The 23576-nt window shown below is 64.5% G+C and carries 22 protein-coding genes and 4 pseudogenes; 9 read left to right on the top strand and 17 right to left on the bottom strand.

Annotation, left to right across the window (positions count from 1 at the left end; genetic code table 11):
- Positions 1 to 144: 144 nt before the first annotated feature.
- Entirely contained in the window at positions 145 to 1503 is a 1359-nt protein-coding gene (locus EXE63_RS02950) for an FAD-dependent oxidoreductase (protein WP_168140712.1), read from the top strand.
- Positions 1504 to 1648: 145 nt separating this feature from the next.
- On the opposite strand, the pseudogene EXE63_RS02945 reads toward EXE63_RS02950, so the two are convergent.
- Positions 1649 to 2257, bottom strand: a pseudogene (locus EXE63_RS02945) (MFS transporter); the annotation flags it as partial.
- Between the two features lie 427 nt (positions 2258 to 2684).
- Between EXE63_RS02945 and EXE63_RS02940 the strand changes: the two are divergent.
- The 3 genes and pseudogenes from EXE63_RS02940 to EXE63_RS02930 form a co-directional block, all read left to right on the top strand.
- Positions 2685 to 2837 carry a hypothetical protein gene (locus EXE63_RS02940; RefSeq protein ID WP_168140711.1) on the top strand — a complete coding sequence of 51 codons (153 nt, stop codon included), beginning with the start codon at positions 2685 to 2687 and terminating at the stop codon, positions 2835 to 2837.
- 228 nt (positions 2838 to 3065) lie between these two features.
- Positions 3066 to 3929, top strand: a pseudogene (locus EXE63_RS02935) (IS30 family transposase); the annotation flags it as partial.
- Between the two features lie 34 nt (positions 3930 to 3963).
- Positions 3964 to 4086 (top strand): annotated as a pseudogene (locus EXE63_RS02930) (IS3-like element IS1206 family transposase); the annotation flags it as partial.
- 58 nt (positions 4087 to 4144) lie between these two features.
- On the opposite strand, the gene EXE63_RS02925 reads toward EXE63_RS02930, so the two are convergent.
- Entirely contained in the window at positions 4145 to 5380 is a 1236-nt protein-coding gene (locus EXE63_RS02925) for an IS256 family transposase (protein ID WP_168140710.1), read from the bottom strand.
- 133 nt (positions 5381 to 5513) lie between these two features.
- Here EXE63_RS02925 and EXE63_RS32770 point away from each other — a divergent pair.
- A pseudogene (locus EXE63_RS32770) lies at positions 5514 to 5690 on the top strand (IS3-like element ISTesp3 family transposase); the annotation flags it as partial.
- A 40-nt stretch (positions 5691 to 5730) separates the two neighbouring features.
- Complete coding sequence (locus EXE63_RS02920) at positions 5731 to 6132, top strand: hypothetical protein (RefSeq protein WP_168140709.1); 402 nt, start codon at positions 5731 to 5733, stop codon at positions 6130 to 6132.
- 320 nt (positions 6133 to 6452) lie between these two features.
- On the opposite strand, the gene EXE63_RS02915 is transcribed toward EXE63_RS02920, so the two are convergent.
- From EXE63_RS02915 to EXE63_RS02895, 5 genes are all read right to left on the bottom strand, one after another.
- Positions 6453 to 7877, bottom strand: a complete 1425-nt coding sequence (locus EXE63_RS02915) for an aldehyde dehydrogenase family protein (protein ID WP_168140708.1) — start codon at positions 7875 to 7877, stop codon at positions 6453 to 6455.
- Positions 7874 to 9085 (bottom strand): cytochrome P450, encoded by a 1212-nt coding sequence (locus EXE63_RS02910; RefSeq protein ID WP_168140707.1) that lies wholly within the window; start codon positions 9083 to 9085, stop codon positions 7874 to 7876. Before EXE63_RS02910 ends, EXE63_RS02915 begins: the two co-directional genes overlap by 4 nt.
- A gap of 91 nt (positions 9086 to 9176) precedes the next feature.
- Positions 9177 to 10232: an amidohydrolase family protein gene (locus EXE63_RS02905; RefSeq protein WP_168140706.1), complete on the bottom strand. Its 1056-nt coding sequence runs from the start codon at positions 10230 to 10232 to the stop codon at positions 9177 to 9179.
- On the bottom strand, positions 10229 to 10921 hold the full coding sequence (locus EXE63_RS02900) for a 4-carboxy-4-hydroxy-2-oxoadipate aldolase/oxaloacetate decarboxylase (protein ID WP_168140705.1): 693 nt from the start codon (positions 10919 to 10921) through the stop codon (positions 10229 to 10231). Before EXE63_RS02900 ends, EXE63_RS02905 begins: the two co-directional genes overlap by 4 nt.
- 2 nt (positions 10922 to 10923) lie before the next feature.
- Complete coding sequence (locus tag EXE63_RS02895) at positions 10924 to 12048, bottom strand: zinc-dependent alcohol dehydrogenase (protein WP_168140704.1); 1125 nt, start codon at positions 12046 to 12048, stop codon at positions 10924 to 10926.
- 80 nt (positions 12049 to 12128) lie between these two features.
- Here EXE63_RS02895 and EXE63_RS02890 point away from each other — a divergent pair, with 80 nt between their 5' ends.
- Positions 12129 to 13052 carry a substrate-binding domain-containing protein gene (locus EXE63_RS02890; protein WP_168140703.1) on the top strand — a complete coding sequence of 308 codons (924 nt, stop codon included), beginning with the start codon at positions 12129 to 12131 and terminating at the stop codon, positions 13050 to 13052.
- Here EXE63_RS02890 and EXE63_RS02885 read toward each other — a convergent pair.
- Positions 13049 to 14308: an NAD(P)/FAD-dependent oxidoreductase gene (locus tag EXE63_RS02885; protein WP_234904160.1), complete on the bottom strand. Its 1260-nt coding sequence runs from the start codon at positions 14306 to 14308 to the stop codon at positions 13049 to 13051. The genes EXE63_RS02890 and EXE63_RS02885 overlap by 4 nt on opposite strands.
- On the bottom strand, positions 14305 to 14628 hold the full coding sequence (locus EXE63_RS02880; protein WP_168140702.1) for a 2Fe-2S iron-sulfur cluster-binding protein: 324 nt from the start codon (positions 14626 to 14628) through the stop codon (positions 14305 to 14307). Before EXE63_RS02880 ends, EXE63_RS02885 begins: the two co-directional genes overlap by 4 nt.
- A gap of 143 nt (positions 14629 to 14771) precedes the next feature.
- Here EXE63_RS02880 and EXE63_RS02875 point away from each other — a divergent pair, with 143 nt between their 5' ends.
- Complete coding sequence (locus EXE63_RS02875; protein ID WP_168140701.1) at positions 14772 to 15518, top strand: 2,3-bisphosphoglycerate-dependent phosphoglycerate mutase; 747 nt, start codon at positions 14772 to 14774, stop codon at positions 15516 to 15518.
- Positions 15519 to 15602: 84 nt separating this feature from the next.
- On the top strand, positions 15603 to 16340 hold the full coding sequence (locus EXE63_RS02870) for a FadR/GntR family transcriptional regulator (RefSeq protein WP_168140700.1): 738 nt from the start codon (positions 15603 to 15605) through the stop codon (positions 16338 to 16340).
- Here EXE63_RS02870 and EXE63_RS02865 read toward each other — a convergent pair.
- The 8 genes from EXE63_RS02865 to EXE63_RS02830 all read right to left on the bottom strand — a co-directional run bounded on the left by EXE63_RS02865 (position 16335) and on the right by EXE63_RS02830 (position 23523).
- Complete coding sequence (locus EXE63_RS02865) at positions 16335 to 17195, bottom strand: alpha/beta fold hydrolase (RefSeq protein WP_168140699.1); 861 nt, start codon at positions 17193 to 17195, stop codon at positions 16335 to 16337. The genes EXE63_RS02870 and EXE63_RS02865 overlap by 6 nt on opposite strands.
- Complete coding sequence (locus EXE63_RS02860; RefSeq protein ID WP_168140698.1) at positions 17192 to 18013, bottom strand: 3-methyl-2-oxobutanoate hydroxymethyltransferase; 822 nt, start codon at positions 18011 to 18013, stop codon at positions 17192 to 17194. Before EXE63_RS02860 ends, EXE63_RS02865 begins: the two co-directional genes overlap by 4 nt.
- An 11-nt stretch (positions 18014 to 18024) precedes the next feature.
- The gene (locus EXE63_RS02855) at positions 18025 to 18537 is read right to left on the bottom strand and encodes a 3-methyl-2-oxobutanoate hydroxymethyltransferase (protein ID WP_168140697.1); all 513 of its coding nucleotides are present in this window, start codon (positions 18535 to 18537) and stop codon (positions 18025 to 18027) included.
- Positions 18534 to 19820, bottom strand: coding sequence for an aromatic ring-hydroxylating dioxygenase subunit alpha (locus EXE63_RS02850; RefSeq protein WP_168140696.1), 1287 nt, complete (start codon positions 19818 to 19820; stop codon positions 18534 to 18536). Before EXE63_RS02850 ends, EXE63_RS02855 begins: the two co-directional genes overlap by 4 nt.
- A 168-nt stretch (positions 19821 to 19988) precedes the next feature.
- Positions 19989 to 20735 (bottom strand): SDR family NAD(P)-dependent oxidoreductase, encoded by a 747-nt coding sequence (locus tag EXE63_RS02845; RefSeq protein WP_168140695.1) that lies wholly within the window; start codon positions 20733 to 20735, stop codon positions 19989 to 19991.
- Positions 20736 to 20770: 35 nt separating this feature from the next.
- Positions 20771 to 21040: a ferredoxin gene (locus EXE63_RS02840; RefSeq protein WP_366515277.1), complete on the bottom strand. Its 270-nt coding sequence runs from the start codon at positions 21038 to 21040 to the stop codon at positions 20771 to 20773.
- A gap of 146 nt (positions 21041 to 21186) precedes the next feature.
- Positions 21187 to 22398: an NAD(P)/FAD-dependent oxidoreductase gene (locus EXE63_RS02835; RefSeq protein ID WP_168140694.1), complete on the bottom strand. Its 1212-nt coding sequence runs from the start codon at positions 22396 to 22398 to the stop codon at positions 21187 to 21189.
- Between the two features lie 69 nt (positions 22399 to 22467).
- A complete protein-coding gene (locus EXE63_RS02830; protein WP_168140693.1) occupies positions 22468 to 23523 on the bottom strand; it encodes an SDR family NAD(P)-dependent oxidoreductase in 1056 nt (351 codons plus the stop codon).
- Positions 23524 to 23576 lie beyond the last annotated feature (53 nt).

Genomic DNA, 23576 nt, shown 5'->3' with positions numbered 1-23576 from the left:
GCTTTCGGCGATTCCGGTCTTGACGGACCCGAGCGCCACAGGTGCTAGCCGCAACGGATTACCAACGGCCCCTCGCAAATTGAAGGGCGCAATATCTATGGCGATAGCTGGCCACTCGGCCATCGTCGATAAGGAGATGGCTATATGGCAACGCACACCGATCACGCCGTCGTTGTCGGGGGCAGTCTGGGCGGGTTGTTGGCTGCTAGGGTTTTGAGCGAGTCGTTCAAACAAGTCACCATCGTCGATCGAGACGTGATGACCACCGATCCGGTACCGCGTAAGGGTGTGCCGCAAGGCCGGCACGCGCACGCGTTGTTGGCGCGCGGGCGTGAAGCTTTCGAGGAATTGTTTCCCGGACTGACCGACGAGCTGGTGGCTCTCGGAGTATCAAAAATGGATTTCCAATCCGAGTTTCGCTGGTACAACGACGGACTCCTGTTGTGCCAGCAGCCGTCCGGAATGATCGGGCTAGGTGCCAGTCGGCCTCTACTGGAGGCCCGGATCCGGGCCAGGGTGCTCGCGCTGACGAACGTCACGGTGATGGATGGCTCCGAAGCCACTGACCTGGTAGCTGCCCCCGGGGCGCCGCGGATCACCGGCGTGCACGTGACTCGACTCGGCGAGCAGCAAAGCCATCAGGTGTTGAGCGCAGACCTGGTGGTGGATGCCACCGGTCGCGGTACCCGCGGACCGAACTGGCTTGAGGCGCTGGGGTATCCGGCACCGACCACCGACCGGGTGGAGGTCGGCCTCGCCTACGGCAGCCGGCTCTATCGGCGTGACCCCAACGGTCCGCAGCCCGCGGCGGTGGCGATGAGCGTGGCGCATCCCCGCGGCGGTGCGATGCTGGCCCAAGAAGGCGACCGCTGGATCGTCACCTACAGCGGTCTCCTGGGCGATGCCACCCCGCTGGATCACGAGGGTTTCACCGAGTTTGCGGCCACCTTGCCCTCCATGGCAATTCACGACGTCATCCGCGACGCGGAACCTCTCTCGGATCCACTGCGGTTCCGCTACCCGGCCAGCACGCGCCGCCGCTGGGAGATACTGCCCTACGTACCCGAGGGCTTCCTAGCCTTCGGTGACGCAATCGCCAGCTTCAGCCCGGTGTACGGACAGGGGATGAGCGTGAGCGCGGTTCAGGCGCTCGGCCTGCGCGAGTGCCTCCAACAAGGTGTCGACCAACTCGCTCCCCGGTTCTTCAAGAAGGCCGCGGCCATCGTCGATATCCCGTGGAGCATCGGAGTGGACGGTGACCTGAGATTCCCTGGTGTGCAGGGCAAGCGCACAGCGCGGGTGCGCCTCACGAATGCTTACCTGGCACGCCTGCACGTGGCTGCCGAACACGACCCCGCCGTAGCCTACGCCTTCCTGCGCGTCATCAACCTGCTCGACGCACCGCCAAGACTGCTGCTCCCCTCGACAGCACTGCGAGTACTGCGCGGCAATATCGACCGGCGCAGCCACATCGCCCGGCCACAAGTCGCCACTACCGCCTAGCAGGACGCGCTTATCAGATGACGAAGCTTTCGGGACTGCCCGGAGTTCAGTTGACTCGGGGGGTGTGAATTTCAGGCCGTGGTTGCGACCGGTGTGTGGAGCAGTTCGAACTCTATCGGGGTGAGCCGCCCGGGTGCGCGTTGCCGCCAAGGTAGTCGATACGGCGCGCAGTATCTGTTGCGCGCTCCTCATGGAAGTTGCGGATCAGCGACCAGCCTGCGAATAGACAAAGTGGAACGTTGATGAAGAAGATCCAGCGCCAATGGAGGTAATCCGAGAAGAGCCCACCCAACGTAGGTCCCACCACAGCAGACATCGCCCACATGGACGCGATGTAGCCCTGTACCTTCGCGCGCTCTTCGAGGGTGTAGATGTCACCGGCGATCGTCATCGTCATCGGCTGCACCGCGCCGGCACCCACACCTTGGACAGCACGGAAGGCGACCAGCGCAAACATGCTGGTCGCCATTCCGCACAGCACCGATCCAAGAGCGAATACGCCGATGCCCCACAGCATCACGGGCTTGCGGCCGAAGGTGTCAGCGAGCTTTCCGTAGATCGGTGTGCAGACGCCCTGCGCAAGCAGGTAGATGGAGAACAGCCACGGAAACTGGGAAAATCCACCGAGATCCTCGGCGAGGGTCAGGATCGCCGTAGCCAGGATCGTCGAATCCAGGGCAACCAAGGCCGTGGACAACATGAGTGCCCGCAAGATCGGCCCGCGTTCGGAACGCAATCCGGTGTCGCCACGCATCGCTGAGCCCGCCGGCTGCGATTCCTCGGGCCTGCTCACAGCACGACTCCCTTCACATGGCCCAATTGGAGGCCTTCCAATCCAGCACGCGGTCGAACAGCGCGAAGGTCTGACCATAAGCCCAATCACCGCCTCCCGATGGTACCCCGGTTCCAGCGCGGCGAAGCCGTGGTCGGCTCCGTGATGAATCTCGACGATCCCTCCCCTAGTCCTGCCGCGAGAACCCTGGACCTGGCGCAATTACAGTATTATGGTTAGTCCATTCCGCCCGAGAACGCCAGAGTGGAGGGGGTCCCAAGCGGTGAGACTCACAACTGATGGAGCTACGTTGGCTTGGAAACTGGCCGACTTGGCTTCGAAGTCCCTGTCACGCTCCGAGCGACAAGCGGTGTACGTGGCCATCGGGAGCGGCGATACACAAGCGGCCATGGTCAAACTCCTGAGCATTCTCGCGCATCGCCAGGTGTGCGTTCCTCCGCCGGTCCGCTTACAGATCCAACGATGGTTGTTCGGCTACGCGGGATCGACGTTCGGGAACTCGTTGCGTCCGATCGTCAACGACCTGAACTTCAGCGACTAGGCTGGCCCGAGACCGATTTCGGGCAATGTTGCTGCTATCCGGGTTTCGGTGACCTGATCCGCGAAGTGCAGAGGCAGAGATCACGTGGAGTTCTCCGCCGACGAACCAAGTTCGACTGGAGACGCGTCCAACAAGGCGTCAGAGGAGTCAACGGAGGTTCCCCAGTTTCAGTGGACACCTGAGATAGCGGGACGGTGTCCTGCTGGAAGGATGTCGATATGTCGCGGCCCGGACGGCAGCATCGTCGTCGGACCGCAGCCGCCCGCGTGGAAGGGGCTGAACAAACCGCATCGGCAGGACCGGCGGTGGGCGACCGCGTGGAGCCCAGAGCAGATCTCGCACCGGCTCAAGGTCGACTTCCCCAATGATGAGTCCATGCGCATCAGCCACGAGGCGATCTACCAGGCGCTGTTCATCCAGGGCCGTGGCGCGCTCAGACGCGAGCTCGTCACCTGCCTGCGAACAGGCCGCGCACTGCGCCAGCCACGCGCTCGTACGCAGAACCGCCCGCAAGGCCATGTCACCGCGGACGTCGTGTTCTCTCAGCGCCCCGCCCAGGCAGCCGACCGTGCCGTCCCCGGGCACTGGGAGGGCGATCTAATCATCGGTACGGGCCGGTCAGCGATCGGCACGATCGTCGAACGCAAGAGCCGCTCGACCTTATTGGTGCACCTACCGCGACTGCAAGGCTATGGCGAGATACCGCCCGTCAAAAACGGTCCCGCGCTGGGCGGCTACGGCGCCGTCGCGATGAACGACGCACTCATAGCGTCAATGACGAAGCTTCCCGAACAGCTCCGCAAGACACTCACCTGGGACCGCGGCAAAGAACTGTCCGGCCACGCCCAGTTCGCTCTCGCGACGGGCACGAAGGTGTTCTTCGCCGACCCCCACTCGCCCTGGCAACGGCCGACGAACGAGAACACCAATGGGCTACTGCGCCAGTACTTCCCGAAAGGCACCGACCTCTCACGGTGGTCCGCGGAAGACCTCGAAGCAGTCGCTCTCGCGCTAAACAACCGACCCCGCAAAAGCCTTGACTGGAAAACACCTGCCGAGGTGTTCGAGGAGCAGCTACGCTCCCTCCAATAACCCGGTGTTGCAAGGACCGGTTGAACCCAGGCAGTACACCTCAGAGGCTTTCGCGGCACTCTGCGCAGACCTGGGCGTCGTCCAGTCGATGGGTGGGGTGGGGTCAAGTGCCGATAACGCGCTCGCCGAATCGTTCAACGCCAGCCTTAAACGCGAGGGTCAAGTCCAGGGACGTGGTGTACGACGTCGTCGTGTGATTCTTCGTGGGTGATGGTTCAGGCGGTCAGTGCCGCGGGGGTGTCCTCCTGTTCGGTCGGGGCGTCGTTGACGGTGCGTGATTTGCTCAGCACGTCTAGGCCGAGGTAGCGGCGGGATTCGGCCCATTCGTCGTGTTGTTCGGCCAGCACGGCGCCGACCAGGCGGATCAGGGCGTCGCGGTCGGGGAAGATGCCCACGACGTCGGTGCGGCGTCGGATCTCCTTGTTGAGCCGTTCCTGGGGGTTGTTCGACCAGATCTGGCGCCAGATCTGTTTGGGGAACGCGGTGAACGCCAGCAGATCCGGCCGAGCGGCCTCCAAGTGATCAGCGACCTTCGGGAGTTTGTCGGCGAGTGCGTCGATGATCCGGTCATATTGCGCGGCAACGGATTCAGTGTCGGGTTGGTCGAACACCGAGTGCAGCAGGGTGCGTACCCACGGCCACGACGCTTTCGGGGTGATGGCCATGAGGTTGGTCGTGTAGTGCGTTCGGCAGCGCTGCCACGTGGCGCCGGGCAGGGTGGCGCCGATCGCGGCCACCAGCCCGGCGTGCGCGTCGCTGGTGACCAGTTTGACCCCCGACAGGCCGCGGGCGGTCAGTGACCGCCAGAACGTCAGCCAGCCGGCTCCGTCCTCGGCGGTGGTGACGTCGATGCCCAGGATCTCCCGATAGCCCTCATGGTTGACCCCGACGGCGATCAGGGCGTGCACGTTGACCACCCGCCCGCCCTCGCGGACCTTGAGAACCAGGGCGTCGGCGGCGACGAACGTGTACGGCCCGGCATCCAGGGGCCGAGTCCGGAACGCCTCGACGGCGGTGTCGAGTTCCTTGGCCATCACCGAGACCTGCGACTTCGACAAGCTGGTGATCCCCAGCGTCTCGACCAGGCGGTCCATCCGCCGCGTCGAGACCCCGAGCAGATAGCAGGTGGCCACCACGGTGGTCAGGGCCCGCTCGGCACGTTTGCGGCGTTCCAGCAGCCAGTCCGGGAAATACGATCCCTGGCGCAGCTTCGGGATCGCAAGATCCAGACTGCCGGCACGGGTGTCGAATCGGCGGTGCCGATACCCGTTGCGGGAGTTGGTGCGCTCGGTACTGCGTTCGCCATAGCCAGCGCCGCACAGGGCGTCGGCTTCCGCGCCCATCAGGGTGTGGATGAACGTGGCCAGCAGCTCGCGCAGCACATCGGGATGGGCGGTGGTGAGTCGTTCGGCCAGCACAGCGGGCAGGTCGATATTGTGGGCAGTGGTCATCGCGTCGATTCCTTTGCTCGAGTGACTTTGGACGGTCCCTCGAAGAATCACGCGATGACCTTCAATCAGTCGGCTACGACACGCCGGTACCGCTGATCAGGTCCGACTCATACACCACTCTGCTGGACGCAACCAACGCGAGATCCTGCAGGACTGCAGCCAGTGGACCGACGCTGCTACCTGCCGCCGCGAAGTGTTCCGCTGGCTGGTCCGCTACAACCTGAAACGGAGGCACTCCCGCTGCCGCTACTCCAGCCCGGCCAGCTACGAAAACACCCACACATCAGCTACGCTGCCAGAAGCTGCGTAATCCAAATCCCGTGTCCAACATCCGGGGTCAAGGCCCTCCCATGGCCCAGGACGTGATGTCACAGATCCTTACTGAAGACGTTGTAATCGGACTCCGTGGCGGCGACATGTGGCGTGGATTCGAAGGCTTACGTGAGTATCTTTCGGTCCGTGCTGAATTCTTCGACCAACGCACCGAGCTGAAAGCAGTGCTGTCACTGACGATGTTGTCTGATCTCGATCTCGAAATTACCAGTAGGCTTGATTTCTTCATGCGCCGTTGGAGGCCACCGGCTGCCAATAGTGAAGAGTTCGTTGGTACAGCGTTTCACACCTGGAAGATCCGATTAGTCGACGGTCACTTCCGCATCGCATCCGAAATAGTCGACGGATTCGCCAACCTCAACGAAAATGCGCGGCGTCTATTGTCCAGTCCTGTTCTGGCCGGAGGCGTCGAGGAATAACGAGGCGTCGAGGAATAACGGAGCTATTTCGGATTATGTCCTGAGGCCGCCGAGCATCCCATGTAGGCCAATCCTGTTCCGAGTCTTGCCTTAAGGCGTTCGATCGGGTCGCTGGCGCCGAAATATTGCCAGTCGTTACGTGGGTTACTCTCGCAATTCTTTATGCTAATTCGGATCCGGCCCATCTGCCAAGAGTTCGCCATGACGGGTCGTCGTCTTGAACGCGATGATTCACACCAGGCAGAGGTCGTGACGCCACAAACGTTCTCTTTGCGCATGGCGTAAAGTCTGACTCTAGTGCGTCGGCTGAACAGCAACTGTCAGCTTGGAAACCTTGCGATAGACTTGACCTGTAGATGCGAATGCAGGTCGATCGAGCCGCCGATACCGCTGTCCTTGAACCCCTGGGACGGGGCAGACACACTGTGGGCCTCTCCGTTGATCGATATGCGGCCGGTCTGCATGCGCCGTGCGACCTCGGTGGACCTCTCGACGTCGACACCGAAGACCGCCCCACCCAACCCGAACGAGGAGTCATTGGCGATACGGACGGCGTCGGCATCGCCATCGTGGGGAACCACGACCAACACCGGACCGAAGATCTCTTCCCGGAACACCCGCATCGAGTGGTTCACGTCGATGATCACCGTCGGTTCGACGTAGTAACCCGCCGGGGTGGTGGTCGGGCGTTTACCGCCGAGGACGACCTTAGCGCCTTCGCTGTGTGCGGACTCGATGTAACCCTGGACCCGATCGCGTTGCGCGGCGCTGACCAGTGGACCGAATGTGGTTGCAGGATCCAACGGATCCCCGACCTTCGCGGCGGCTAGTGTCGATGTTACGACCGCCAGCACCTCGTCAAAGCGCTCGCGGGGCGCAACCACACGCGTGCACGAGTAACAGACCTGACCGGTGTTCGGCAGACAGGTCGCGATCAACCTTTCCGAGAAGAGCTCGAGATCCGCATCGTCGAGCAGTACCGCAGCCGACTTTCCCCCGAGTTCGGCGACCACGGGCTTGAGCAAACGCCCGGCGCGCGAGGCTATTGCGCGTCCCGCTCCGGTCGACCCGGTGAACGAGACCATGTCGATGTCCGGCTCGTCGACGATGGCCGCCCCCGTTGCACGGCCGCCGGTGACGACGTTGATCACTCCGGGCGGAAAGCCGACGGTGGCGGCCAGTTCGGCGATCCGCAGTGAATCGAGCGGCGTTTCCTGCGCGGGTTTCACCACGACAGTGCAACCAGCGGCGAGCGCCGGGGCCAGTTTGTGCGCCAACAACGACTGGGGCGCGTTCCACGGGATGATGATTCCCACGACGCCGATGGGTTCACGTCGGAGGATCTCGCGGCCAGCGGTGTCGACCATTTCCGGCTCGAAGGCTCTGGCGACCTCGGAATGGTGCCGGTACAGGGCCACGGGCCGAGTGCCGTTGGTACGCCGCGACCGGCTGATGACGGCACCGTTCTGCGCTGTCACGAGTCGTGCGAACTCCTCACGCCGCTCATCGAACCCGTCCGCGAGAGCCGCGATCAGATCGGCCCGATCTTCGGGCGGTGCTTCAGACCAGCCTGGCAAAGCTCGGCGCGCAGCAGCTGCTGCCGTCGCGACGTCGGCGGCGTTGCCGTCGGGTGCGCTGGCGACCCACTGTTCGGTCGCGGGATCGATGAGGTCGAGCTTTTCCTGCGAGTCCGCTGGTTGCCACCTGCCATCGATGTGGAGGTGGCGGTGTCGTTGGCCGATCACACGGGTTCTCCCGAGGGCACCCGACTCTCGACCGGCGCAGGCGTGAACACCGCGGGCACACTCGCGAATCCGCGTAACACGTTGTTGAGCTTGCGGATCGGTTCACCGACCGAGATGGTCCCGACCTCCTCGATCATCGATTCCAGCACCGCCTGTAGCTCGATCCTGGCCAGCACCTGTCCAGCACAGGCGTGCACACCGGTGCCGAAGGCGAGGTGCCCTGCCGAGTTCCGATGGATGTCGAACCTGTCCGGGTTGGGGTATTGGCGTTCGTCGCGGTTGGCGCTGGCGTAGATGACGGCCACCCGCTCACCCGCGGCGATCTCGACCCCGCCCACCTCGACGTCGACAGCCGCGATCCGGGAGAACATCTGGGCCGGTGATTCGATCCGCAGTACCTCGTTGACCACCGCTCCCGCCCGGTGTGGCAGCTGGCGGAGTTCCTGCCATTGGTCAGGGTTGGAGCCGAGCAGCCACACCATCGCGCCGAGTGCGTTCACGGTGGTGTCCATCCCCGCGGTGAGATAGGCGGACAGCAGATGCAGACAGTACTCGGGGGGGATGATGCCCGCGTCGGCGGCTTCGTAGACCGCGGCGCCCATGCTTCCGGGCGCGAGCTTCTCGCGGGTGGCCACCGTACGGATGTACTCGAACTGCTCGGCGATATCCGCAAGGCCGGCCGATGTCCGCTCACCCGGGGGGCCGAACGCATTGAATGCACCATTAGCCCAGCGCAGCAGCTCCGCCCGGGCATCGACGGGTAGCCCGATCAACTCGCCGACAATCTCGACGGGGAAGACTTGTCCGAAATCGGTCACGGCATCGAACGATCCGCTGTCGATCATCTGGCCGACGAGTTCCTGCGCCCGCGGCCGAATGATGTGCTCGACACTGCGGATCGACCGAGGACCTAGGCGGTCCTGGAGTACACCGCGGAGCTGCTCGTGACGCGGCGAATCGGAGGCGATGACGCTGTGCTTGCGGACCTCGTTGAACTCATCGTTGAAACCCACACCCTTACCGGAGATGAAACGCTGGGGATCCATCAACACCGTGCGCACATCGGCATACCGGGTCACGGCGAGAACGCCGTAGGTTGTCAGGCGGATGACCGGTCCCAGCTCCCGCATCTGCGCGTAGGTCGGGTACGGGTCATGCAACACCTCGTCCGAGAAGATGTCGACATCGAACTCGGGGATCGTGCTCACCAACTGGAGACCTCCTTCGGTCTGTTCAACATATGTCTGCCGACCCATGGCGGGCAGAAAGCCGCCACCGTCAGGTCATTCCGCGCGAGCATCATTTGCGACGTTCATTTGCGACGGAAGCGGTCCCCTCTCCCTCGGCGGCCGCCAACCGTCGGTCCAGCCGCGGATACACCCGTCGTGCGTTGCGCTCCACCACCGCGCGGTACTCGTCCGCACCCAGGCCCAGCCCGTCGATATAGACAAGAGTGTCGTCCCAGGCGATCCCCGTATCCGGATCGGCGCCGCGAACGGCACCCAGCATCTCGGAAGCGAACAACAGGTTCTGTGGCCCGATCACCCGGTACAGCAGGTCGATCCCAGCCTGGTGGTAGACGCAGGTGTCGAAGTAGACGTTGCGGAGCAGCTCAGACGGGTCGGGCCGGCCTAGGCGCGCAGCCAGACCGCGATAGCGGCCCCAATGGTAGGGCACGGCGCCGCCACCGTGGGGGATCACGAATGTGAGCGTCGGGTAACGCTGGAACAGGTCGGACTGCAAGAACTGCATGAAGACGCTGGTGTCGGCATTGAGATAGTGCGCACCGAGCGTGTGGAAGTTGGGGTTGCAGGACGTGGAGACATGCACCATCGCCGGAACCTCGAGTTCGACCATGGCCTCGTAGAGCGGGAACCAGTACTCGTCGGACATTGGAGGTGTGGTCCAGTAGCCGGCTGCAGGATCCGGGTTCACGTTGCAGCCCACGAAGCCGAGTTCGTCCACGCAGCGACGCAGTTCATCGATCACCGGCCCCAGATCCCCACCCGGGGTCTGGGGTAGCTGAGCAACCGCCGCGAAGGCATCGGGGAACAGCTCGGTGACACGGTGCACCAGGTCGTTCGACGCGCGCGCCCACGCGATCGCGGTGGCCTGGTCTGCGACATGGTGCTCCATCCCAGAAGCCTTCGGGGAGAACAGCATCAGATCACCGCCCCGCTCGCGCAGCACCCGCAGCTGATTGTGTTCCACACTATCCCTGAGTGCCTCGTCACTGACGCTGGGCGCGCCGGGCGCGGGTGCTGTCGGATCGTCGAGAGCCGCGAGTTGGTGCTCACGGAACACCTGGAGTGCCGGCGGCGCCGTCGTGTAGTGACCGTGGATGTCGATAATCATCGCGGAGCATCCTCATGGTCGACATAGTGCAGTCCCGCCTTCGCGAGATCGGCGCGCATATCGTTGACGTCCAGGCTGAGTTCGCCGCGTTGGTAGCGCTCCCTATTGCGGGCCTCCTTGGCCTCGCGCACCTTCGACGCGGTTGCGACAGCGGCTGCCTCGGTGCGCGGGACGACCACGACACCGTCGTCGTCGCCGATCACAACGTCCCCGGGCTCGATCCAGGCGCCGGCACAGGTCACCCCGACATTGACCGAACCGAGCCGCTTCTTGACCGTGCCCTGCGCCGAGACGCATTTCGACCACACCGGAAACTTCATCGCAGCCAACTCGGTCACGTCGCGGCAGCCGGCGTCGATGACCAGGCCACCGACACCGCGCGCCGCCAGGGCGGTTGCCAGTAGTTCACCGAAATACCCGTACTCCGAGGGTGATTCGGGGGCCACCACTAGAACGTCACCTGCCTGGCACTGCTCCACGGCCACGTGGATCATCCAGTTGTCGTCCGGCGGCACGCTGACCGTCACCGCAGAACCGCAGACCCTCGCGCCGATGTAGATCGGCGTCATGTACGCGGCTAGCAACCCGGTGCGTCCCTGTGCCTCGTGAATGGTGGCGACACCAAACTTGGCCAGCTCCTCGCACACCGCCAAGTGCGTGCGGGGAGGATTGCGTACGACGACGGACACGGTCAGGATTCCTTTCCCAGCCAGGGCATCAACGAGATATGGATGACGTCGGAGTCCTCGGTGTCCCCGGCGAGTGCGCGGATCGCTCTATCGACCTGATCCAGCCCGAACTTGTGGGTGGACAGCCGTTCCAACGGGAAGCGGCGCGATGCCAGCTGCGCCAATGCCAGTTCACACGCCCGGTAACTGTGCCCCCGCGCGCTCTTGATCGTGATGGCCTTCTCGGTCAGCTTCTTGATCGGGAAGTCCGGGAACGCTGCGAGTTCACCCTGAATCAATAATGTGCCTTCGCGGCGTTTGAGGACGTCGATGCCGAACAGCACCGGTCCGACACCGGCACGGGAGGTACAGTCGAGCACGAAGTCGAAGCCGCGGCCGTTGGTGAGGTCCATGACCCGCTCACGCGGATCCTCGGTGTCCACGGTGATGACGTCATCCGCGCCGAGGGTGAGCGCCAGGTCCAGTCGGGCCTTGTCGCGGGACGTCCCGGTGACGACGATCTGAGACGCGCCGGCCTGCTTACACGCCACGACCTGGGACAGCCCCTGTTGACCCGGCCCTTGGATCAGCACGGTGTCGGCATAGCCGACGCCCGCGGCGATTAGCGCCCACTCGATCCCATTCGACAACGGCGTGACAAGACCCGCCAGTTCGGCGGAGACTGTATCGGGCACCTTGTGCACCACGGCGTTCCACGGCAGGTACATGTATTCGGAGAACCCGCCCCAGAGCGTGCCGGGATTCTCGGCAGAGGTGTATCCGTACCGCCGTGCGTCGGCGTTGGACCGCCAGTCGGTGGCCTCGCAGTGCCGATACTCACCGATCCGGCACCACTCACACTGGTAGCAGCCGACGTAGTGCTCGACGAAGATGCGCTCACCCACCCCCACGCCGTGCAACCGGGTGAACTTGTTCCCCGCCAACGCGATGGTGCCGACGTTCTCGTGTCCCATGATGACAGGGGCATCGAACGGCGGCTTGGAGTACATCTTTACGTCCGTGCCACAGATCCCGGCCACCTCGACTTTCAGCAACGCAGCGTCGTCCGACAACTCCGGGAAGGGCAGCTCCCTCAGTTCGGTGGTGTTCGGAGCTGTTCGCACCGCAGCGAGTACACGCTCGGCCAAAATGCACCTTTCATTCGGTATGGCACAATGGTAATGCCAATATACCATCGTTTTAATCGACCGACTAGGGGCAAGCCGAAATGTCCGAACACGACCCTGTCCTGACCACGTTGACCCGCAGCCAAGGGGCGAATCGGGCCCTGAAAGACGGCTCGGTCACCCCGGCCGGCTTCTCGTTGCAGTTCGAAGAGATACCGGTATTGGTCGACGGGTTTCGTCGGATGGTCCGTGGGCTGGAGTTCGATGTCAGCGAGATGGCGCTGACCACGTACCTGACCGCTCGTGAACACGGTGTGGCGTTCACCGCACTGCCGGTCTTCCTGGTGCGAGGCTTCCACCACGGAGCGATCCTCTACAACACCCGGTCGACCGTCCGGGAGCCGAAGGATCTGGAGGGTCGTCGAGTCGGGGTGAACCGGGGCTACACCGTCACCACCGGAGTGTGGGCCCGTGGCATTCTCGCCTTGGAGTACGGTGTCGACCTCGCCCAGGTGACCTGGGTGCTCTCCGGCGACGAGCACGTCGGCTCCTACCGCCCCCCCGCCAACGTCGTCTCCGCGGGCCCCGGCGCAGACCTCGGCGCAATGCTGATCGACGGCGAACTCGATGCCGTCATAGGTGTCGACGTCGACCATCCCGACATTGCCCCGCTCATCCCGGATCCGAACGCGACCGCTGTCGCGGCTCTGCGCGACCGCGCCTTCTACCCCATCAACCATCTCATCGTCATCAAGGACGAGATCCTGCAGCGTTTCCCGCACGCCGCGGCGGCGGTGTACGACGCGTTCACCGAGGCCAAGGAACGCTACGTCGGACGGCTCGCCGACGGCGAGATCAGCACTGCCGCCGACCGGATGTACGCCGAGGTGATGCGCACGACCGGTACCGACCCCCTGCCGTACGGCATCGAACCCAACCGGGTGATGCTCACCCAGCTCCTGGAATTCGCCCGGATACAAGGGATTCTGACGCGGCCGATGGTGCTGGAGGAGGTCTTTGTCTAGGCGCTAACGGTCGGTGGACCGATGCGGTCACGCAGCGCCACCCCAGGGTTGCGGGCGTCCTCGGCCAGAATCGTCGAGCCTTGGGCGAGCGCCTTGCGTACCGCCATGTAGTCGGCGGCGGCATTGACAGCATCGACGGCCAACAGCGCCCCGTCCCGGTAGCAGAGCACTGAGAACGACTCCTGCTCCGGGTTGCCGCGCACGACGAAATCGTCATGCCCCGGCGATAATCGCGCGATCTGGAGCTTGAGGTCGAATTGATCGGACCAGAACCACGGCACCGCGGTGCTCGGTTCCACACGGCCCGCCAGTGTCGCCGCGGCGGTCTTGGCCTGGCCGATGGCGTTCTGCACCGATTCCAGCCTGACCATGCCCCTGCCGGTGACCGGATTGGGCTGCACGGTGCAGTCCCCTGCCGCGACCACGCCCGGATTGCTGGTGCGCGCATGGCTGTCCACGACGATGCCACCATCGCAGGTCAGCCCCAGCTGGTCGGCGAGCTCGGTGCGGGGTTCGACACCGATGCCCACGATGACCAGGTCGGCCGGGATGGCGGAGCCATCGGACAGCTCAACCGATTCCACCTGGCACTTCCGGCCGGTGAGCGCCGACACGGACGTGTCCAGACGAACGGTGACACCGCGGCGGGTGTGCGCCGCATGGTAGAAGTCGGACACCACCGGTGCCACCGCCCGTCCGATCAACCGGTCGGCGGCCTCGACGACCGTCACCGCCTTGCCCTGCGCGCGCGCCACCGCCGCGGCCTCGAGTCCGATGAACCCGCCGCCCACCACAACGACGGACTGCGCATCGCGCTGCATCTGGCGCAACTTGGCGGCGTCGTCGGCGGTGCGCAGATACGTCACGCCATCCAGATCGGCGCCGGGCACCGCCAACCGACGCGGTCGGGCACCCACGGTCAGCGCCAACCGGTCGAAGTGCACTTCGCCCCCGCCAGCTGTACGTGCGACCCCGCCGGGTCCCGACCCAGCCAGTTCGACCGTCTCGACCAGCGCGCCTGTGATCACCGAGATAGCTTGATCAGCAAGGTATTCCGGAGACCGGAGCCAGAGCTGCTCGACGCCGACGTCGCCGCCAAGGAAGGACTTCGACAGCGGTGGGCGTTGGTAGGGCGCGTGCTTTTCGTCGCCGATCAGCGTGATCGGCCCCTGTTCGCCCAGGTCACGCAGAGACACCGCCAGTTGCACGCCGGCCTGACTGGCGCCGACGATCAACGTCCCCGCATGCACCGTCACTGCTCCTCCGGGATGTGCACGACCAGACCGTCGAACGATTCGGTCATGGCGATCTGGCAGGACAACCGGCTGCTGTCGCGCCGCTCCGACGCAGCGCCCAGCTCGAGCAGGTCGTCCTCCATCTCCGTGGGACCCCCTACCGCCGCCGAGAAGTCCGCGTCGACGTACACATGGCATGTGGCACAGCTACAGCTCCCGCCACACTCGCCGATGATCCCGGGGACGCCGTTGCGCACGGCGGCTGCCATGACTGACTCGCCGGGGTGGGCGTCCACGACGCGCTGCGCTCCGTCGATGGTGATGAAGACGACCTTGGGCATACGACTCTCCAATTGGCTTCCGATGGCCTTACCATTATACCTTAAATTACGGAGGACAGAACCGGAAAGGAGGGCGAGGGCATGGTGATTTCAACCGCGTCCCGAAACGGGCCCGTCAACCTTCCCGAGCAGCGGATCCGGTCATGAGCCGGGTACTGCTGCTGATGCGGCACGGAGAGAGTGCGGCCAATGCCGCCGGCGCTTTCGGCGGCTGGTTGGACGTTCCGCTGACCACTCGCGGACGCGCGCAAGCCGCGGAAGCGGGCCGGGCGATACGTGCTGCCGGACTGATCCCTGCGGCACTGCACACATCGATGCTCGACCGGGCGGTAGAGACTGCGGCGATCACTGTCAGGGAGGCCGGCGTACCCGATCTGAGCGCGGCTCGCACGTGGCGACTCAATGAACGCCACTACGGTGCGCTGCAGGGCAGGGCGCGCCGCGACGTGGAATCGGAATTCGGCCCCGAACAAGTCGCGCTGTGGCGACGTTCATACGAACTCGCCCCTCCTCCCACTCCTATGGATGATCCCGGCCACCCCCGTCTCGACGCCCGATACGCAACGATCGCCGATGATGAGCTGCCTGTCGCCGAGTCGCTCGCCGATGTGCGCGCCCGCCTCCTGCCATACTGGGAGTCGGCAATCGCCCCGGACTGTGCCCGACATGCGGTGACACTGGTTGTTGCACATGGCAATTCCCTGCGCATGCTCCGAATGTTCTTGGACGACCTGACTCGTGAACAGGTGCGGTCCCTCGACATCCCCACCGGCGTGCCTGTGCGCTACGACCTCGATGATCGCTTGCGGCCACTGGTGATCGGCGGAATTCAACTCTGTCCCGACGACACGTCCGTGCCAACCACTCGTACAACCGAACCGCCACCGTGATGGCGTCGCAGCCGGGCACGTCGGTGCCGGTGCCGCCCCCGAGGGACGGACATACGCCAGCCACCATGGCCTTATCATTGGTCCATGACTGCCTCTGAGGGCCCCATGACGACCCCGCACACAGGGGACGCATTGTTCACCCGGGTCATTCCGGGCCGCGCCTCGGAGATGATCGTCGACCAGATACGTCTGTTGATCCGCGAGGGTCAACTGCGGCCGGGTGACCGACTGCCCGCCGAACGTGAGCTCGGCGAAAGGTTTGGGGTGAGCCGGGTGACGGTGCGCGAGGCGCTGCGCGGCCTGGAAGCCAACGGCATGCTGCGCATCAAGGTCGGTGCCCGGGGCGGCGCCTTCGTGACCGCACCCACCAGCAAGCGCGTCGGTGAGGGGATCGAGGATCTCCTCACGCTCTCTGGTCTGACCGACCGAGAGGTCACCGAGTCCCGACAAGTATTGGAGCTCGGAATCATTCCACTGGTGTGCGAACGTGCCACCGACCAGGACATCGATGAGCTGATGGAAATCTGCGACCGCGGTGACGCAGCACTGGAGCAGGGCTTCTACCCGATGGAATTGTCGGCAGAATTCCATACCCGGGTGGCCAGGGCCAGCCACAACGGAGCGATCGCGATGCTGACCGAGTCATTCCACGGCGTCACCTTGCGTTCGATGCTGAACATCCAGGAAACACACCCGGAGATGGGAATCCGCGGTAACCGGGAGCACCGCCAGTTCGTCACGGCGATCAAGAAACGGGATGTAGACAAAGCAACGGCGGTGATGCGTACGCACATCGGTCGTACCGCCAAGCACGTCTCATAGGGTGACTGCTGCGAGGAAGTTCGCCACCCGGACCGGCGCGGTCTCGGCGGTCTGTTGGGCGACCGGCGCATCCCAGTACTCGCTGATAGGCAAACATTCCTGCAGATAGCGCGCCGCGGACGGGGTGTGGGACGTGTCCTCACCGGGCACGATCAGCGTTGGGACGTCCGATAGCAGCAGATCGTCGGGCTCGACGCCGGGGACGGTGTCGCGGTCGAACAGCAACTGGCCCATGCCTGCAACGGTGGTCTGGTAACGATCCGGGTCCAGCCGACGGTACTGCTCGGCGAACTCCGCATCCGAACGCAGGACGCTGACCCACGGACCCAAGCGGGGGTCCGATGAGAAATCCCCGTCGGTGGTGGTCGCCAGATCGGCGACGCCGACCAATCCATGCTCGGCCGCGTAGGCCAGATGGGAGCGGAACCGCTCATGTTGCTTACGCCGATAGCGCACCCCGCCCGCCGGTGAATACAGCACCATGCCTGCGACCCGCTCACGATGTGTGACAGCCAGCTGCGCGGCGATCGAGCACCCCACACACCCGCCCATGATGTGCGCACGCACCAGGCCGAGGTGGTCCAACAGGCCGACGCCCTGGCGCACATAGTGCGCCCAGCTCACCCGCTCGACCCGGCCCCCGGATTCCCCGGACTCGCGCTTGTCGAAAGTGATGCAGCAGAACCGCTCCTGCAGCTGTGCCAGCATCCGTGTGCGACGGTAGAGTCCGTGCTTTCCCCAGCTGTTCATGCTTGCGCTGAACCCACCCGGGGAAAACATCAGCAACGGTGGGCCCGAACCCTGCATGCTGAATCGGGTCTGGATACCGTCGATCGTCACCGAGGACACGCTCATCGCCGGATTCCGCCCTTGATCTGACGGGCACCCCGGACATCGTCGGCGTAGGCCGAGATCGCGTCGAGGGCAATCCGGGCGACGTTGGCATAGGTGTTGGGTGGTTCGTCCAGTCCATCAGCGCCGTAACCGATGGCCGCCGTCGCCATCCTGATGCGCCCGTCCAGCCATGGCCCGCCACCGAATCCCCCGACCACCGGGATCGACACCGCCTCGGCCACCGCCGCCCCCACGACCGGACCGGAATTGGTGAAGTTCAGCATCACCGCACCAGCATCGGCGAGGCTCTTGGCTTCGCGCACCATCTCGTCGAGCAATTCATCGGAGATCGCATCCTCGGCAGTGGGCGTCGAGCTATAGGTGACACCGTATTTCAGCGATGTCTGCGGGGTGATCCCGAACTGCGCAAAGACCGGGATACCGGCCCGCGCCACCGCGGCCACCGCGTCCAGGTGATCTGCGGCACCATCCAGTTTCACCATGTCCACGCCGGCCTCCTTGACCAGTCGGATGGCCGCACGCACCGCGCTGGCGGAACCCTCCTGCAGTGGACCGAAGGGGAAGTCGCACGACAACAGGGCGCGCTGAACACCGCGGCGAACCGCCTGACACACGACCAGGATCTGGTCCATGGTGATCTCGAGCGGATTCGGCTGGCCCCACAGGTTGATACCGACGGTGTCACCCACCGACACCACGTCGACCCCGGCGCGATCGACGATCCGCGCCATCTGATAATCCCAGGCGACGACACCGACGATCTTGCGGCCCTGCTGCTTCATCTGTTGGAGCTCAGTCAGTTTCACCTTGGAGTCCACTCTGGATCCTTTCAGGCTCGCAACGCGGTCAGCAGGTCAGACACATCGTGTTCATGACCGCTGACGATGAGGACACGGGCATGCGGGCGCAACACCGATACCGTGGGGCCCACTGCGCTGTCCTCGCCGATCACCACGCCTGCGGTCATGATGGCCCGTACCGTGCATGCGGCACCGATGATGCTGGCCGCAGCGGCGTCGGCGTCGGTGGTGGCGACCATGACGACGACGTCGGCCTCGGCGAGTTCATCCACCAGGGCGGAGACCGCGCCGTCGGTATCGACCACCGATACCGAGCCCCGTTCTCCGCCGTCTCCGACGGGTTCTGTCAGCGAGAGCAGACGAGCATGTCCCCACGGTTGATCGCCGAGCCGCTCGACGATCGAGTGGGCACCGGCGTCGAGCGCAATGATGCGCGCTCCCTGCCGGCCGGCGATGGGACGGTCGATGCGGTGACGCATCTCGGCAGCCAAGGTGGCACGGGAGCAACTGCTGCCCAGGATCGGCCGGAATGACCTGGTCATACCGATGTCTGCCGCACACCGTCACGCACGGTGAGGTCCTCGCGGCAAGCTTCGCTGAACGAGGCATCGCGTGGCAGTACGACGGCGGCCGAACGCACCCGATGGTGGGCCGGATCAACGCCCGGAGGGGTTATACCCTTGTCCCGCAGAGCTTCTGCGGCCCGCTTCAGCTTCTGCCGAGCCTTGATGATGCCGCTGTCCGCCGACACCAACCGCTCCTTGGTGCGGTCCACGATCGGCCCCATGCTCTCCTGCAGCGACGAGTCCTGAATCGCAATGCCGCGGACCCCGGAGTAGGTCTCACCGCGCTTCTGCGCGGCGCGGTCCATCAGGTAGTCGTTGTCCTTGTTAGCCTGCGGACGGTAGGTGCCGGGGATGTTAGCACTGTGTACCCCGTGCCCGTCCTTCATTGCCTGTACCTCATCGGCCGTCAGAGGTCGCACCGGATGGTAGTCGAACGAGTAGGTCCAGCAGTTCTCGTCGTCGATCGGAATCCAGAAGTGACCGTGCACAGGATGATCGCCACGCGGTGGCACCATGGTGAAGCACGGCATCACCCATGGGGTGATGCGCCAGTAGTAGCTGTCGGCATCGGCGTTGCGGCGGACGCCGACAAACAGTCCGCCGTCGGAATCGGCCACCTCGAAGAAGGGCTTGAGGTCGGCCAGGTTGTACTCATTACCCTTGCTGCCCTTGAACAGCGGGTCCGACTTGAGGCCACCCGAGTGCAGGAACGACACGTGGCTGGAGTCGATACCACCCTCGAACGCCTGCAACCAGTTGGATTCCTGCCACCGCTTGGACGTGAAGGTCTGGTCGGCCGGCACCAAAGCAAACTCGAATTCCGGCTGCGGCGGCTGGGTCTCGGCATCGCCCATATAAGTCCACAACACATCGCCGATCTTGACCAGCGGGTATGACGTCAGCTTGACATGGGCGCAGAACGTGGAGTTCTCGGGTTCCGACGGAACCTCGAGTGCCTGTCCCGTTACATCATACTTCCAGCCGTGGTAGGGGCAGCGCAGACCACCCTCCTCATTGCGGCCGAACCACAGGGAAGCACCGCGGTGGGCACAGAATTCGTCGATCAGTCCATACCTGCCGCTGCTATCGCGGAACGCGATCATCCGCTCGCTGAGCAGTTTCACCCGCACCGGCGGGCTGTCGTTCTCCGGTAGCTCTTCGGCGAGCAGCGCCGGGATCCAGTACTGCCGGAACAGTTCGCCCATCGGCGTTCCCGGTCCGGTCCTGGTCAACAGTTCATTGATCTCTGCCCGTAGCACCGTCTACCTCAGCTCGTCGTCGCCGACCACACCGTGGGCTGGCCCGTCATAACGACCTAATTGTAATACCATTAGGTCTTAATCGACAAGCCGCGCGATGGTCGGCGACCAGATGCAGAAGGGCCGCAACGCTCGATGCGTTGCGGCCCTAGGTCGCCAAATCGGCCGTCAGCCGAATACCCCCCCGCCGTCGACGATGATGACCTGGCCGGTGACGAAAGCGCTGGCATCGCTGCAGAGGAAACGCACCACCGATGCCACGTCGCCGGGCAGCAGGGTGCGTTTGATCGAACGCCGATTCACCGCCTGGGCGACGTACTCGGGATCGTTGAGTTCGTTGGTGGCCTCGTCGTCGACCAGGCCGGGCGCGACCGCGTTTACGGTGATGCCGCGGGCGCCCAGCTCACGCGCCGCCGCTCGCGTCAGGCCCTCGACCGCGGCTTTCGATGCGATGTAGTGGGGAAAGCCGAGCGTTCCCGTCCGAGCCGTGGTCGAGGAGATGTTCACGATGTGACCCCCGTTGACCGGTATCGCAGGCAGCACCGCCCGCATCGCCTGCCACGCACCGCGCACGTTGACGCGCAGCACGTCGTCCCACTCTTGCGTGGTCAGTTCCTCCAGGGCTTTCTTGGCGCCCAGCGACTTGTACAGTGCGGCGCAGTTGACCAGTGCATCGACCTTTCCCGATCGCGCCACCGTGGCTTCGACCAGCCGGGACAGTGCTTCGTCATCGGTGATGTCGACGTGGTGATAGGTCACCCTCGGCCGATCCGGCGGCGGCGCGAGGTCGGCCACCACGACGTCGGCGCCCGCCCCGACCAGGTCGACCACGATCTGGTCGCCGATGCCGCTGGCACCGCCGGTCACCACGATGACGCTACCGGCGAGATCAGCGGGATGGCTGGACTCAGACATGGGCACCTCTCTGTGCGAATGAGTTCGGCAAGCGTTCAGTGCTCGGCAGGCGTCAGCTGCTCCAACCGCAGAGCAGCGACCGGGCAGCTCCGGACCGACTCGTCGACGTGGTCACGTTCGGAGTCCTCGATCTGATCGCGGAGCACCACGACGATGCCGTCGTCGTCGATGTCGAACACATCCGGTGCCGCCACAATGCAATTCGCGTAACCCTGGCACTGTTCACGATCTGCATGGACTTTGATCACAGTCAACCGCCTCGACGGATGCGCCGCGGTCACCGGCGCAGGAGCATATTCTGTCATGCAGAACCTTCCTCTGAATAGTAGCAGCAGACCACATTCATGGTCAATCGGCAGGGCGGCGCGGCGCGCCCCAACGACAAGATGTCTGCACAATGTGAAAATGCGGGAAAACATCGGAAGATGGTGTCCCGCATGCGTGTTCGATCTTATCCTTCGATCAGTCCGCGCAGCTTGTCGATGACCGAGCCCGCGGGCGCTCGCTCCTGCAGTGCGGAGCGCACCATGCCAAGGGCGCGGGGCCAGTTGATCATCACCGCTGCGCGCAGGTCGTCGCCGTAGTGGTACACCGCCGCCGTACGCGGCTTGTCGCCAGAGCTCTGCAGCACGGTCACGTCCGCAGCGGGCTCACAGTGGCCGATCAGTTGGATCTTCGCCCCGTACTGATCAGACCAGAAGTACGGGAGAGCGTGGTGGGCGCGCCGACTGCCAGGGTTGATGATGTTGTGAGCAGCCGTATTCGCCTGCTCGGTAGCATTCGTCCAGTGCTCGACGCGCACGTGCCGGTCCCGACGACTGTCGTACCAGCGAGCGACATCGCCGATGGCGAAGACGTCGTCCGCACCTTCGGCGGCACAGTACTGATCGCACAGGATGCCGTTGTCCACCGTCAGTTTCGAGTTCTCCAGCCATGCGGTGTTGGGCACGACGCCCACGCCGACAACCACCGAATCGGCGGCGAGGGTCTCACCCGTGTCCAGATGCACACCAGTGACCCGGGTGTCACCGGCGAACCCATCCACCGCGACACCGCAGATCACCCGGGTGCCGTTGCCCTCGTGCAGACTGCGCAGCCGGCCGCCCATTTCGTTACCAAGCGCCCGCGCCATTGGCGCGTGTAGCGCCTCGACCAAGGTGACGTCGACTCCGCTGGCGCGCGCCGCGGAGGCAACCTCGGCGCCGATGAAACCTCCGCCCACGACGACCAGCGGCCCACCCCGGTCCAGGCTTTCCCTGATCGCCAGACAATCGGCCATGGTGCGCAACACATGAACGCCCTCCAAGCGGCAGTCGCCGATCGTACGGGGGGTCGCACCGGTGGCGATGATCAGGCTGTCGTAGGCGACCCGTTCATCCGATTCAAGGACGATCTCGCGAGAATCCGTATCGAGTGCTATCGCATGCTGCTCTACGATCTCGGCGCCCCACTCGGTGCGCGGATCACCCAGAGATGCCTTCGCCGGTGGCCATGCGCCGAGCAACACCTGCTTAGACAGCGGCGGCCGGTCGTACGGTGCGGCGGCCTCCCGGTCGATCAGGGTGATCGTCCCGGCGAAGCCCGCCGCCCTCAGCTCCGCCAGTGCCCGCAAACCGGCCACCGAACCACCGACGACAGCGACACCATTCGAACTAGCGGCCACGGGGATCCTTCCATGGTTGCGGGGGTCGCCGGGCTATCTTCAGCCGGCTGATCGCGACGATGCGCAGCACTACTCGCCGGCCTCGTCGCGAGCCATGTTCCCCATCGCAGACACGAAAAGCGCGATCTGAGCGTCGAAAGGCAACTGCGGCACCCCCGTTCGGCCGAAAGCGGGCGTCGCGGCCTCGAGCGCGGTGTACATCTGCTCCATCTCGGGCGGCAGATCGTGGTCTTGCCAGAACGCATAGTCACCGTACCCGGAGTCGTAATTCCAGTCCGGGACGTGATAGAGCCGGCCGGTGACGTGCTGGCCGTCCTGCGCTGCGAGGAATAACGTGATGGGCACAACATGCTCGGAGACCACCGGGCGCTGGAAGTACACCTGGCCGGCCTGTCCGTACGCATGGGCGGTGTGGTCGAACCACGATGCGCGGGTGTGGCCCGGCATGAACGAGTTGACGGCGACACCGTCGGCCCGCACTTCCTCCGCGAGGTAGAAACCGAAGGTAGTGACTGCCGCTTTGGCCGCCTGGTATGGCATCTCGGCCGTGTAGGGGCGCGTGGCGTAGTAGCCGCCACCGCTGGACTGCGACAGAATCCCGCTACTCACCACGTTGACGATGCTGCCGCGGCCATTCTCCTGCATCGGTTTAATGAACCGTCGCGTTACCTTGACCGTACCGAAGACATTGACACCGAACATGGCTGCCCAGTCGTCGTCGGTGGTGTCGAGCGTCAGACGGTGGCCCATTGGCGGGAACAGGGTTTCCGAGACCAACGCGGCATTGTTGACCAGAATGTCCACGCCGCCATAGCGATCGACCACGTGGTCATAGGCGTTGTCCAGATCGCTGTCCTTGGTGATATCGGCCTCGATGGCCAGGCCCTGCGCCGATTCCAGTCCCTGCTTGTGCGCATCGGCACCTCTCCAGGTGCGGTCGAGCGCCACCACCTTCACCCCGGCCCGGACCAGCCAGTCGGCCATCACCTTGCCGATACCGCGAGCACCACCGGTAACGACCGCGACCCGGCCATCGAGCTCGTCCCGCCAGTTGCTCAGCGATCGCTCGAGCAGTTGACCACGGGTCTGTTGTGTGCGGGTGTCGGGTATCGAATTGGCTGTCATTCAACGCTCCTCGGGCGCCTCGCGCAGCCGCTTGCCAGTTTGATGGCCGACTG

Origin of the sequence: Mycolicibacterium frederiksbergense (genome assembly GCF_012223425.1) — a bacterium.
GTDB classification, from domain to species: Bacteria; Actinomycetota; Actinomycetes; order Mycobacteriales; family Mycobacteriaceae; genus Mycobacterium; species Mycobacterium frederiksbergense.
Note: the sequence above shows the minus strand (reverse complement) of the source record. Positions and strands in the feature narration are given on the sequence as shown.